This window comes from Variovorax rhizosphaerae (assembly GCF_037889975.1).
Taxonomy (GTDB): domain Bacteria; phylum Pseudomonadota; class Gammaproteobacteria; order Burkholderiales; family Burkholderiaceae_C; genus Variovorax; species Variovorax rhizosphaerae.
Map to the genome: position 1 here is coordinate 1 of NZ_JBBKZT010000057.1, position 12,830 is coordinate 12,830.

At 62.8% G+C, this 12,830-nt stretch carries 10 protein-coding genes, 1 tRNA gene and 1 pseudogene; 1 reads left to right on the forward strand and 11 read right to left on the reverse strand.

The features are described from left to right. Positions 1 to 291, reverse strand: a pseudogene (locus tag WKW82_RS39145) (hypothetical protein); the annotation flags it as partial. A gap of 312 nt (positions 292 to 603) precedes the next feature. Here WKW82_RS39145 and WKW82_RS39150 point away from each other — a divergent pair. Beyond that, positions 604 to 2,472, forward strand: coding sequence for an alkyl sulfatase dimerization domain-containing protein (locus WKW82_RS39150; protein WP_340348614.1), 1,869 nt, complete (start codon positions 604 to 606; stop codon positions 2,470 to 2,472). A 96-nt stretch (positions 2,473 to 2,568) separates the two neighbouring features. Here the strand turns inward: WKW82_RS39150 and WKW82_RS39155 are convergent, their stop codons facing one another. The 10 genes from WKW82_RS39155 to thrS all read right to left on the reverse strand — a co-directional run bounded on the left by WKW82_RS39155 (position 2,569) and on the right by thrS (position 12,274). Continuing rightward, entirely contained in the window at positions 2,569 to 3,870 is a 1,302-nt protein-coding gene (locus WKW82_RS39155; RefSeq protein WP_340348615.1) for a flavin-dependent oxidoreductase, read from the reverse strand. 233 nt (positions 3,871 to 4,103) lie between these two features. After that, positions 4,104 to 4,180: transfer RNA gene (locus tag WKW82_RS39160), tRNA-Pro, on the reverse strand. 26 nt (positions 4,181 to 4,206) lie between these two features. Beyond that, on the reverse strand, positions 4,207 to 4,668 hold the full coding sequence (locus tag WKW82_RS39165; protein WP_340348616.1) for a MerR family transcriptional regulator: 462 nt from the start codon (positions 4,666 to 4,668) through the stop codon (positions 4,207 to 4,209). A 64-nt stretch (positions 4,669 to 4,732) separates the two neighbouring features. Beyond that, on the reverse strand, positions 4,733 to 5,095 hold the full coding sequence (locus WKW82_RS39170; RefSeq protein ID WP_422823702.1) for an integration host factor subunit alpha: 363 nt from the start codon (positions 5,093 to 5,095) through the stop codon (positions 4,733 to 4,735). Positions 5,096 to 5,100: 5 nt separating this feature from the next. Next, positions 5,101 to 7,542: a phenylalanine--tRNA ligase subunit beta gene (gene pheT, locus WKW82_RS39175; protein ID WP_340348618.1), complete on the reverse strand. Its 2,442-nt coding sequence runs from the start codon at positions 7,540 to 7,542 to the stop codon at positions 5,101 to 5,103. 179 nt (positions 7,543 to 7,721) lie between these two features. Further along, positions 7,722 to 8,792: a phenylalanine--tRNA ligase subunit alpha gene (gene pheS / locus WKW82_RS39180; RefSeq protein WP_340348619.1), complete on the reverse strand. Its 1,071-nt coding sequence runs from the start codon at positions 8,790 to 8,792 to the stop codon at positions 7,722 to 7,724. Positions 8,793 to 8,913: 121 nt separating this feature from the next. Then, on the reverse strand, positions 8,914 to 9,273 hold the full coding sequence (gene rplT / locus WKW82_RS39185; protein WP_213957691.1) for a 50S ribosomal protein L20: 360 nt from the start codon (positions 9,271 to 9,273) through the stop codon (positions 8,914 to 8,916). A gap of 24 nt (positions 9,274 to 9,297) precedes the next feature. Beyond that, entirely contained in the window at positions 9,298 to 9,501 is a 204-nt protein-coding gene (gene rpmI / locus WKW82_RS39190; protein WP_132733279.1) for a 50S ribosomal protein L35, read from the reverse strand. 183 nt (positions 9,502 to 9,684) lie between these two features. Next, complete coding sequence (gene infC / locus WKW82_RS39195; protein ID WP_340348621.1) at positions 9,685 to 10,290, reverse strand: translation initiation factor IF-3; 606 nt, start codon at positions 10,288 to 10,290, stop codon at positions 9,685 to 9,687. Between the two features lie 76 nt (positions 10,291 to 10,366). Further along, positions 10,367 to 12,274 (reverse strand): threonine--tRNA ligase, encoded by a 1,908-nt coding sequence (gene thrS / locus WKW82_RS39200; RefSeq protein ID WP_340348620.1) that lies wholly within the window; start codon positions 12,272 to 12,274, stop codon positions 10,367 to 10,369. Positions 12,275 to 12,830: the final 556 nt, after the last annotated feature.

The following is a 12,830-nucleotide window of genomic DNA, read 5'->3' on the forward strand; positions in this document are numbered from 1 at the left end:
CTTCATCCAGCCGCGCAGGTGCTTGAGCACCTGGTCGACGCCGTCGGTGGCCGGGAAGATCTCGGCCAGCAGCGTCTCGTGGCGCGAGCGGTTGCCGTAGTCGGCAGAGACTGCGTCGATGAGTGCTTCCTTGTGGTCGAGGATGAAGCGCTTGATCTGGCGCAGGTCGGCGCGGCGCTCTTCATAGGTGGGCACCGGGTGTGCGAAGTAGGCCTTGCGCTGCAATGCGAGCGCGTCGGTCAGTTGCCTAGAGATCACCTCGGGGGCGAAAGGGACTTGCATGTTTGTCATTGGGTACTCCTTGAGAGGTCGTCACAGCGCGGTGCTATTGAATGGCGCCAACCAGTTCTGCCGCCGTGAATGCAGTGTCGCGCCGCAGCATCAAAGACCTCACGAAATGGCACTTCCGGCTTACCTGAAACAACTTTGTTCCGGGTTGCTGGTACAGCCTTTCGCCTGTCCTGAATCTACCCCACTATGATCGCGCTCACCCAGCCTTCGCGTCTTTGCCGAAGGCGACGATGTTTTTTCATTTGGCGACAAATAGGGCAAACACGAGGGGACCGTGAGAACAGACATTTTTTCAACAAAGGAGATAACAAAATGCGTCGCAACAAGACTGCTTCCACCGCCCTGGCGAGTTCGGAAGTCACCACTTCCCAGCGCTCCAACCTGAAGCGTCGACTCGTCAACGGCGTCACCGGGGCCTGCGTGGCCTTGCTGGCCTTGACCGCAACCTCCAGCCATGCGCAGGCCTGGCGTTGGTACAACGAGAACCCGAACTACAAGCCGGCCACCTTGCCGAACGGCACGGTGATCAACTTCAACGAGTGGAAGAAGGCCCTTCCCTTCGTCCGCATCGATGGCAAGCCGGCCCGCGCAGAGCCCGTCGCCGACAAGACCTGGATGATCTACGGCTACTTCTACGGCCCGGTCATCATTGAACGACCCAACGGCCTGCTGGTGTTCTCCACCGGCGAGAACGCGGAAGACGGCAAGAAATTCCGCGAGATCATCCGCCGCGATGTGAGCACCAAGCCCATCATCGCCGTGTTCTACGACCATGCCCACTACGCCAAGGGCGCAGAGACGCTGCTCGACGGCGACAAGGCGCAGATCATTGCGCACCCGGACTCCAACAAGACGGTGCAGGAGTCGGGCTTCCTGGGCAAGCCGAACATCGCGGAGATGCTGCCCGCACTCGACGGCCGCGCACGCATCCACTTCGGCACCGACATGCCCAGCACCGGCCCTGACGCCAAGATGGGCGCCGCATCGCTGGACCTCGGCAAGAAGAGCGCGTGGCTGCCAACCACCAAGACGCTGGCCGACGGCGAGAAGATGACGGTGGACGGCCTCGAGATCCAGGCCTTCCATGCGTCGACCGACACCGAAGACTCGCTGACCTTCTGGATCCCCTCGCAGAAGCTCGTCATCGACAACGTGATGTGGCCTTGCCTGCCGAACCTGTACACCCTGCGCGGCGACCGCTATCGCGACCCGAACGAATGGATCGCCGCGCTCAAGAAGATCCGCGACCTCGAGCCCGAGATCGTGCTCGACGTAGGCGGCGGTGCGACCGCATTGGTCGGCAAGGACAAGATCAAGGACACCGCCAACGCGCTGATCGATGCATCGTCCTTCGTATACGACCAGGCCATCCGCCTGACCAACCAGGGCGTGCGGATGCAGGAACTGCGTCACCACATCGTGCTGCCGGAAGCCCTGACCAAGAACCCGTATGTGAACGAGGTCTACGGCCAGTACGACACCTTCCCCGAGGCTTATGCGGACCGCGCCTTCGGCTGGTTCTCCGGCCATGCGGAAGACCTGCACTCGCTGCCGCGCTCGGTCGAGTCGAAGAAGTGGGTGGACCTGATCGGTGGCGAAGCCAAGGTCTTCGACGCCTACAAGGCGGCCGTTGGCAAGGGCGAATACATCTGGGCCAAGGACCTGGCCGTGGTGCTGACCGATGTGGCACCCGCCAACAAGACCTATCGCCAGGCGCTGGCCGACAGCTTCCGCACCCTGGGTCGCTACAGCCCCGGCTCGATCACGCGCAACTTCTACCTGGCCTCTGCGCGCAGCCTGGAAGGAGAGAAGACCCATACGCTCGGCAGCATCCAGGACGCGGAATGGGTGACGGCCGATACGAGTCGCGCAGTCAATCACCTGCGCACGCGTCTCAATCCTGAAAAGGCATCGGGCAAGGAAGGTGAACTCGAATTCAACGTCGGCGGCAAGCGCGCAGCCTTGCACGTTCGCAACTCCGTGGCTGAATTCGTAAGCAATCCCGACAGCCACTACCGCAAGGTGGATGCCGTCATCAAGACGAATCCCGCATCGTTCGCGCGCTACTTCCGCGGCGAGATGAGCGCGAGCGACTTCCTCAAGGAGTCTGGCGCCGACGCACAAGCGGCGACCTTGCTGGGCATGTTCGACGAGTACCGTCAGATCCCGATGTACCCCTGAAAGCGTGAGCCTGCTCGCTCGGCTGCATTGCAGCCGACGCGAGCGGTAGCCTGATGGCGACCGGCGTGATCCGCGAAGGCGGACACGCCGGTTTTTTCATGCCGGACCCGTGACGCGCGCGCCTGGTGCAATCGTCGGCGCCGCACCATTGAGCGCATCGATCGCAAAGCCCGCCGCGGCCTTGTAGCGCGCCATGAAGGCCTCCCGCTCGGCGGCCGGAATCACGTCGTCGATGTTGTCGAACACGCCGCCGCAGCGTTCATCGACCAGTCCCAGGATGCCAAACGGCCCGGCGCCTCTGTTGCGCAGCACCAGCGCGGAGATGTCCGCACACAGCCTGTCGTTGTAGGCCAGCAATGCCGCAACGCTCACTCCCTTGTCGAGCATGGCCGCACCCAGAACGCGCGCATCCACGATGGCCTGGCTCGCGCCGTTGGAGCCCACCGGATACATCACATGCGCCGCGTCGCCGAGCAGCGCCACGTGACCGTCGACCCAGGTCGGCGCCGGGTCCCGGTCGATCATCGGGTACTCGAAGTACTCCTTCGCGCCGCGCAACATCGCCGGTACGTCGAGCCAGCCGTAGTTCCAATCCTCGAAGTGATGGATGAAGTCCTCGAGCGCGGCCCGGCGGTTCCAGTCGCCCTGCGTCCAGCCGCCAGCGTTGTCGACTGTGATCTCGGCGATCCAGTTGATGGTGGCGAGTCCCGTGCTCGGATCCGGCGGCGAGATCGGATAGAGCACGACGCGGTGCTTGAGCGAACCCACGCCCACGAAGGATGCGCCGGTACGAATCGGCACCCCGGGCGCCGTACCCCGCCACATGATCGCACCACCCCACTGGATCGGCGGCTGCGTTGGATGCATTTGCGCGCGCACTGCGGAGTGCAGGCCGTCCGCGGCAATCAGCAGGCGGCCCGCCACTTCAAGATGCTGTCCGTCGCGTGTCTCGACCAAGGCGGTCACGCCATCGGCGTGGTTGCGGTAGCCAGTGACGCGATGACCCTGGCGAATCGCGTCGGGCCCGAGCCGCTCCAGAGCCACCTTGTAGAGCAGCATCTGCAACTGGCCGCGATGCACCGAGTATTGAGGCCAGCGATAGCCCGCAAGCAAGCCGCGCGGCTCCGCATAGACGTCGTTGCCATTGCGCCCCACCAGCGCCCATTCGCGCGCCTGGATGCCGATCGTGTCGAGCAGCGTGTCGTCGATGCCAAGGTCGTACAGCTCGCGCACGGCATTGGGCTGCAGGTTGATGCCGACGCCAAGCGGTTGCAGCGCGGCGACGGCCTCGAGCACGACGCACGGCACGCCGATCTGGTGGAGGGTGAGCGCGAGGGCAATGCCCCCGATGCCACCGCCTGCGATCAGGACGGGGCGGGAGTTGGATGATTCAGGCATGGCGCGGATTGTCGAGGACGCGGAGCAACGGGGTCGTCCCGGCTTACCCCGACTGGCCTCGGATCGTCCCGAGGCAACAGCCCTTCTTCAGCGCGTCCCAGACGAGACTCGCTGTCGAGCTTCAATTGCTGGATGCAACCGAGTGGGCGACGACGCTCCCGAGCATCATCTTCCCTGCGCCCCAATGACAAAGGGCGTCCGGTGATGAAACCGGACGCCCTTGGACGTTTTGTTGGTCGGTGTGAAAGGATTCGAACCTTCGACCCCTTGCACCCCATGCAAGTGCGCTACCAGGCTGCGCCACACACCGAAGCCCTCAATTATAACCTGTTGATTTCAGTGAACCGCGCCAAGAAGCTCGCGGATTTCGAAGAGTTCGCGGCGAAGCTGGCTGATCAGCATCTGCCCAGGCTGTTGCAACGCTGCGCCAGCGTCCTGTCGATCATCCTGCACAGCGGCATCGAACTCCTCGCGATCGATCTCGATCGCTTCAACACCTTCGAGCGGCATTTCGCCCGCCCTGCGCCGATCGCGCTCGTGCTGCGTCATTTCCTGCAGCTTGTTGCGCGCACCGCTGATGGTGAAGCCCTGGTCATACAACAGATCGCGGATGCGGCGGATCATCAGCACCTCGTGATGCTGGTAGTAGCGCCGGTTGCCGCGCCGCTTCATCGGGCGCAGTTGCGTGAATTCCTGTTCCCAGTAGCGCAGCACGTGCGGCTTGACGCCGCAAAGCTCGCCCACTTCACCGATCGTGAAGTAGCGTTTGACCGGAATCGGGGGGAGGGTTTTCTCCATTGAAATCAAAGCCGTGCGCGCGAAACCTGAGAGATTACTCCACCGGCCTCACGAGCGCCAAGAACTATTCGGTCCCGACGCTCCACTCGACCTCCTGGCTGCCTTCTTCCGTGATGTTTCCGTGGATTTGTTCCTTGAGCTTGGCGCTCGCATGAAACGTGGCCACGCGGCGCGCACCAATCGGAATGGCCTCGCCGGTGCGCGGATTGCGACCCGGCCGCGGCGCCTTGGTGCGGATCTGGAAGTTGCCGAAGCCCGAGATCTTCACATCGGTGCCTTCGATCAGGCTCGCGGCGATCAGGCTGAAGAAGGCCTCCACCATGTCCTTCGACTCGCGCTTGTTCAGCCCGATCTGTTCGAACAGCAGGTCGGCCAGTTGCGCCTTGGTGAGCGCCGGTGTTTCGAGGGCTTCGAGCGTGAATTCCATGTCCATCATCCTCGCAGACGCGCACCCAGTTTGACGCCCAGTTGATCGATGATGGCGCGAACCGCCGGCTCGATCTGCTCGTCGGTCAACGTGCCCGCATCGCTCTGGAAGCTCAGCCGCACGGCCATGCTCTTCTCGCCTTGGGCGAGGCCACCGGAGGCGGCAACTGTGCCATCGCGCGCGACTTGCGGCCTGTAGATGTCGAACAGGTTCGCGCCCTGCAGAAGCCCATCGTTGCCGGAGGCGGATGCAATGGCTTGCATCAGCGCATCGTGCGTGACGGCTTCCGCCACTACCACGGCAATGTCGCGTTCCACGGCCTGGTGACGCGGCACCGGCTCTGCTGCCGGCAATTGACGCGCAGTCACGGCATCGAGGTCCAGTTCGAACAGCATGGGGGCCTGCGGCAACTCCCACTTCTGCCGCCAGCGCGGGTGCAATTCACCCACCACGCCGATGTCGCAACCGTCGACGCGCACGCGCGCCGCGCGGCCCGGGTGCAGCGCGGGATGCTCGGTCGGCTCGAAGGTCGGCATCAGCGGCGCAAGCAGCGCCTCGACGTCGCCCTTGATGTCGTAGAAGTCGGTGCCTTGGGCCTTGCTTTGCCAGCGCGAGCCCTCCGAATCACCCCAAGCCAGGCCGGCCACGCGCATCGGCTGGTGGATGCCCTTGACGGTGCTGTCGGTCGTGACGACCTTCTCGTCACGCATGAACACACGGCCGAGTTCGAACACACGCACGCGCGGCGCCTTGCGATCGATGTTGAACTTGAGCACCTGCAGCAGCGAGCCCAGGAGCGACGAGCGCATCACGCTCATCTGGCTGGCGATCGGGTTCAGCAGCTTGATCGGGTTGGCATTGCCGGCCAGGTCCTGCTCCCAGTGCGCTTCGACGAAGCTGAAGTTGATCGTTTCCTGGTAGCCCAGCGCGGCCACGCGGCGGCGCACATCGAAGCGTCCGCGTTGCACCTCGGGACGCACGCGCGCGGTGATCGGCGCGAGCGGCGAGGTGGTCGGCAGGTTGTTGTAGCCGACGAGGCGCGCGACCTCCTCGATCAGGTCTTCCTCGATCAGCAGGTCGAAACGATGCGGCGGCGGCGTCACGCGGATCGTGCCCTGGCCCTCTTCCATCGGAAGACCAAGACGCTTCAGTGCAGCCACGCAATCGGCTTGCGTCAGCGGCATGCCGATCACGCGCGCGGCACGCGCCACGCGTAGCGTCACAGGCTTGGCCTCTGGCAGGCGCAGCGTCTGGTCGTCCATTGCGCCAGCCTGGCCGCCGCAGATATCGATGATCAACTGCGTGATGCGCTCGATGACCTGCACCGTGCGGCTCGGGTCGACACCGCGTTCGAAGCGATGGCCCGCATCGGTGTTGAAGTTGAAGCGGCGCGAGCGGCCCTGGATGGCCTCGGGCCACCAGAACGCAGCCTCGACGTAGATGTTCTGCGTGTCGTCCGTCACCGAGGTGGCGTCGCCACCCATGATGCCGGCCAGCGATTCGACTTCGCGCTCGTCCGCGATCACGCCGACCTTCTCGTCGACGGTGATGGTGTTGCCGTTCAGCAGCTTGAGCTGTTCGCCAGCCTTGCCCCAACGCACCGTGAGGCCGCCGTGGATCTTGTCGAGGTCGAAGATGTGCGACGGCTGGCCTAGCTCGAACATCACGTAATTCGAGATGTCGACCAGCGCCGTCACGCTGCGTTGGCCGCAACGCGCAAGGCGCTCGACCATCCAGTCCGGCGTTGCAGCCTTGGTGTTGACGCCGCGCACGATGCGGCCCGAGAAACGTCCGCAGAGTTCGGGCGCTTCGACCTTCACGGGCAGCACATCGGCGAACGCCGTCGCGACCTTCGGCACCGCAGGCGTTTGCAACGGAGCGCCGGTCAGCGCAGCCAATTCGCGTGCGATGCCATAGACGCTGAGGCCATGCGCCAGGTTCGGCGTGAGCTTGAGCGTGAGCAATGCATCGTCGAGGTTCAGCACCTCGCGGATATCGCCACCAATGGGCGCATCGCTGGAAAGCTCCAGCAACCCGCCATGGTCTTCGCTCAACTGCAGTTCGCGCGCCGAGCACAGCATGCCAAAGCTCTCGACGCCGCGCAGCTTGCCGACCTTGATCAGGAAAGGCTTGCCGTCCTCGCCGGGCGGCAATTCAGCTCCGACGAGCGCACACGCCACCTTGATGCCCACGCGCGCATTGGGCGCGCCACACACGATGCTGAGCAGGCTGCCCTGCCCCACGTCGACCTGGCACACGCGCAGCTTGTCGGCGTTCGGATGCTGCACGGCTTCCTTGATTTCACCGACCACGATCTTCGTGAAAGGTGGCGCCGCCGGACGGCGCTCCTCGACCTCGAAGCCGCCCATCGTGAGCGTCTCGGCCAGTTGTTCACTCGTGAGCGGCGGGTTGCAGAACTCGCGCAACCAGGACTCGGGGAATTGCATGTCAGTGATCCGTGACGTTGGAATGCTGCTGCCTTCCTCCCTCTCCCGCTGGGAGAGGGCCGGGGTGAGGGCAGCGGGCGTTTGAAGAGGTCTGCGCTTGTGCTGAAGCTGCCGCCCTCACCCCAACCCTCTCCCGGAGGGAGACGGAGCAAAGCGGGGCGCGGGCAATCTTCATCGCGTTATTGGAATTGACTCAGGAAGCGCAAGTCGCCGTCAAAGAACAGGCGCAAGTCGTTCACGCCATAGCGCAGCATCGTGAGCCGGTCCGGCCCCATGCCAAAGGCGAAGCCGATGTAGCGCTCGGGGTCCAGCCCCATGTTGCGCACCACGTTCGGATGCACCTGGCCAGAGCCGGCGACCTCCAGCCAGCGGCCCGCCAGCGGCCCGCTCTGGAACTGGATGTCGATCTCGGCGCTCGGCTCCGTGAACGGGAAGAAGCTCGGACGGAAGCGCAGCACCAGGTCGTCCGTTTCGAAGAAGGTGCGGCAGAAGTCGGTGAAGACGACCTTCAGGTCCTTGAAGCTCACGTTCTCGCCCAGCCACAGGCCTTCGCACTGGTGGAACATCGGCGAGTGCGTGGCATCGCTGTCCACTCGATAGGTTCGGCCCGGCGCGATCACGCGGATCTCGGGCGGCTTCACGTTCGGGTCGGTCTCGGCGGCCTTGAACACGGCCGAGTGCTTCTTGATCTGCTGGTGCGCATAGCGAACCTGCATCGGGCTCGTGTGCGGACGCAGGTTGTAAGGAATGCCGTCCTCCCCGTCGATGTCGACGTAGAAGGTGTCCTGCATCGAACGCGCCGGATGGTTCGGCGGGTTGTTGAGCGAGGTGAAGCTGTGCCAGTCGGATTCGATCTCGGGGCCGTCGGCCACATCGAAGCCCATGCTCGAGAAGATGGCCTCGATGCGCTCCATGGTCCGGCTCACCGGGTGCAGGCCACCGCCCACGCGGTGGCGGCCGGGCAAGGTCACATCGAGCGCTTCGGCGCGCAACTGCACGTCGAGTTCCGCATCGGCCAGCGCCTGGCGACGCGCGTTCAATGCCGCCTCGATCGCCTGCTTGGCCACGTTGATGGCCGCGCCGCGCGACTTCTTCTCGTCGACCGACAACTGGGCCATGCCCTTCATCAGTTCGGTGATGCGGCCGGCCTTGCCGAGAAAGCGGGCCTTGGCGTTTTCAAGATCGGCCGGCGCATTCGCAAGGGCGAAGTCAGCGCGGGCGGTGTCGACCAGGGTGTCCAGCTCGTTCATGGAAAATTCGGGAGAAGGAAATAAAAAAGGACTGGTGCCATTTCTAGCGCCAGCCCTCAATGCCGTTCAGGCCGTGGACACAAGCCGCCATCTTCGAGAAGACGGCGACCTGCTGACAGGATCAAGCAGCCAGCTTGGCCTTGACCTGCTCCACGATGCCGGCAAAAGCGGCCTTGTCGTGCACGGCGATATCGGCCAGGACCTTGCGGTCGATCTCGATACCAGCCTTGCGGATGCCGTTGGCGAACTGGCTGTAGGTCAGGCCCAGTTCACGCGAGGCGGCGTTGATACGCGCGATCCACAGTTGACGGAAGACGCGCTTCTTGGTGCGGCGGTCACGGTAGGCGTATTGGCCTGCCTTCATCACCGCCTGCTTGGCGATGCGATAGACATTGCCGCGACGACCGCGGAAACCCTTGGCGAGCTTGAGAACCTTCTTGTGGCGGGCGCGAGCCGTTACACCACGTTTGACGCGAGGCATGTGAGTACTCCTTGTTCGTCTGGATTAAATGCCCATGCCGGGCAACATGGCGGCCATCGAAACCATGTTGGTTTCATGAACCGTCACTGCACCGCGCAGATGGCGCTTGTTCTTGGTGGTCTTCTTGGTCAGGATGTGACGCTTGAAGGCTTGACCGCGCTTGACGGTGCCACCGGGACGAACGCGGAAACGTTTTTTCGCGCTGCTCTTGGTCTTCATTTTGGGCATTGAATGCTCCTTAAATTGTGCTCGTGAGGCGATGCGGATGCTCCGCATGCTTGTTGGCCCCGAGACACTTCTTCATCCCGCGCCCGCCTTGCAGCCGGCGCGAAATCCCTTCAAAACTGATTGCCGCTCTTCGCGAGTCTTGCCGAAATCTTCAGCGTACCCAGCCCGAGCGGGCTTTGTCGATCAAGCGGCGGCTGCCGGCTCGGTCGTGGCCTTCGGTGCAGCACCACCGGCCTTCTTGCGGCCCGGCGCGATCATCATGATCATCTGCCGGCCTTCGAGCTTCGGAAACTGCTCGACCATGATCGTGTCACCCAACTCATCGCGAATGCGCTGCAGGAGTGCCAGACCCAGCTCCTGGTGCGTGATCTCGCGGCCGCGGAAGCGCAGCGTGATCTTGCATTTGTCGCCGTCCTCAAGAAAGCGCCGGATGTTGCGCATCTTGATGTTGTAGTCACCATCGTCGGTACCGGGCCGGAACTTGATTTCCTTGACCTCGATGACCTTCTGCTTCGACTTCGCTTCGGCCGCTTTCTTCTGCTCGTGGTACTTGAACTTACCGTACTCGATCAGGCGGCAAACCGGCGGGTTGGCCGCCGCGACGACCTCCACCAGATCCACATCGGCCTCGCCAGCGAGGCGCAACGCCTCCGAGAGGCTCATCACACCCAACGGCTCGTTTTCCGGGCCGACAAGGCGGACTTCCGGGGCCATGATTTCCCGGTTCAGGCGGTGTTGGCGTTCCTCGCGGTGGCGGCGGTCGCGAAATGCAGTAGCGATGGTCAGAATCCTTCAAAAATTTGCTACAAAATCTGTAGCGAAGACCGTAGCAACCACGCGCAACAACGACCGTTTTTCCAGAAAATCAGCGTTTGTGTTGGATGTCTTCGGCGATCAGTTCAGAGAACACCTGCATCGACATGACTCCGAGGTCTTTATTGCCCCGGGCGCGCACTGCGACGGCACCTGCTTCCTTTTCCTTGTCGCCCACGACGAGGATATAAGGGAGCTTTTGCAACGAATGCTTCCGTATTTTATACGTAATCTTCTCGTTGTGCAGGTCAAGCGCGACTCTAAGCCCTTGATTCCGCAGCGTTTTGGCAACTTCCGACGCGTAGTCGGCCTGGCCTTCGCTGATGTTGAGCACGGCGACCTGCACCGGCGCCAACCACGAGGGCATTGCGCCAGCATGGTGCTCGACCAGCATCCCGATGAAGCGCTCCAGGCTGCCGACGATCGCGCGGTGCAGCATCACCGGATAGGCGCGGCCGCTCGTTTCCGTGACGTACTCGCCACCCAGGCGCTCGGCCATGTTGAAGTCGACCTGCATCGTGCCGCACTGCCACTGGCGGCCGATCGCGTCCTTCAACGTGTACTCGATCTTCGGACCATAGAACGCACCGTCGCCCGGTGCGATGACGAAGTCGACGCCTGAGCGACGCAGTGCTTCCATCACTGCGTGCTCGGCCTTGTCCCAGAGTTCATCGGAGCCGATGCGACTCTCCGGCCGCGTCGCCACCTTGTAGAGAATGTCCGTGAAGCCGAAGTCCTTGTACACCGCTTGCAATTGCGCCGTGTAATTGACGCACTCTTCCAGGATCTGATCTTCCGTGCAGAAGATGTGCCCGTCATCCTGTGTGAAGCCGCGCACGCGCATGATACCGTGCAGGCCACCCGAAGGCTCGTTGCGATGGCACTGGCCGAATTCGCCGTAGCGCAGGGGCAGGTCACGATAGCTGCGCAGGTCGCTCTTGAAGATGATCACGTGGCCGGGGCAGTTCATAGGCTTCAGTGCGTACTCGCGCTTCTCCGATTCCGTGACAAACATGTTTTCGCGGTAGTTCTGCCAGTGACCCGTCTTCTCCCACAGGCTCTTGTCCAGGATCTGTGGGCCCTTCACTTCTTGGTAGCCCGTGTCGCGGTACACCTTGCGCATGTACTGCTCGACCTGCTGCCAAAGCGCCCAGCCTTTCGGGTGCCAGAACACCACGCCTGGCGCCACTTCATCAATGTGGTACAGGTCGAGCTCGCGGCCCAGTTTGCGGTGGTCGCGCTTCTCGGCTTCCTCGATGCGCTGGATGTACTGGTCGAGCTGTTTCTTGTCGGCCCAGGCCGTGCCGTAGATGCGTTGCAGCTGCTCGTTCTTGGCGTCGCCGCGCCAGTAGGCGCCAGCCAGCTTCGTGAGCTTGAAGACCTTCAGGAAGCGCGTGTTCGGTACGTGCGGGCCGCGGCACATGTCGACGTATTCCTGGTGGTAGTAGAGACCCATCGCTTGCTCGTCGGGCATGTCCTCGACCAGGCGCAACTTGTATTCCTCACCGCGGGACTTGAAGACCTCGATGACGTCAGCTCGCGGCGTCATCTTCTTGACCACGTCGTAGTCTTGCGCGATCAGTTCGCGCATGCGCTTCTCTATCGCCTCCATGTCTTCAGGCGTGAAGGGGCGCTCGTAGGAGATGTCGTAGTAGAAGCCCTCCTCGATCACCGGGCCGATGACCATCTTGGCCGTCGGGTAGAGCTGCTTCACCGCGTGGCCCACCAGGTGAGCCGTCGAGTGGCGAATGATCTCGAGGCCCTCGTCGTCGCGCGGCGTAATGATCTGAAGCTTGGCGCTGCGATCGATGATGTCGCTCGCATCGACCAGCTTGCCGTCGACCTTGCCGGCCAGCGTCATCTTGGCCAGGCCGGGGCCGATCGATTGGGCCACTTCAGCGACGGAGACGGGGCCTGGGAACTCGCGCTGCGAGTTGTCGGGGAGCGTGATCTGGATCATGAAGAAACCTCTGAAGATGAAAAGCAAAAAGCGCGGTGGGAGCCGCGCCTTATTGGGGTCATGAGTGCTGGAACAACCAGCGCGCGCGGGCTACCGGCCGCTTCCTTGAAGGAAAGAGCCGTTGGAAACGGTTGCCGTAGTTCGCGGTGTCATAACCAGGTTGCCTTTCTCGCCCTTGTTAGGAGTGGAGCCTGAGATTGTAGCCGGCCAATGTGGTCAACGCTGCTTCCGCCTGAAGCGGGACGGATTCCGAAGAACCAAAATCGACCGTCTCCCTGCCGCATCCCTGAGGTCCGGATAGGACGGCTCGGTTCGACCAATGCGAATCGGGAGAGGGCCAGCCACTTCGTAGATGCGGCTGGCGTGAAAGCAGACGGTCAACGAGAACGATTAGCGCTATTGCATCGCCAATTGGCTCAGCGATAAACTTCAAATTCAGCTGCGCGAAATGCAAAAAGCCCAACCTCGTTGAGGTTGGGCTTTCTGGGCTGTAAGAGCCTGACGATGACCTACTTTCACACGGGAACCCGCACTATCATCGGCGCTGAGTCGTTTC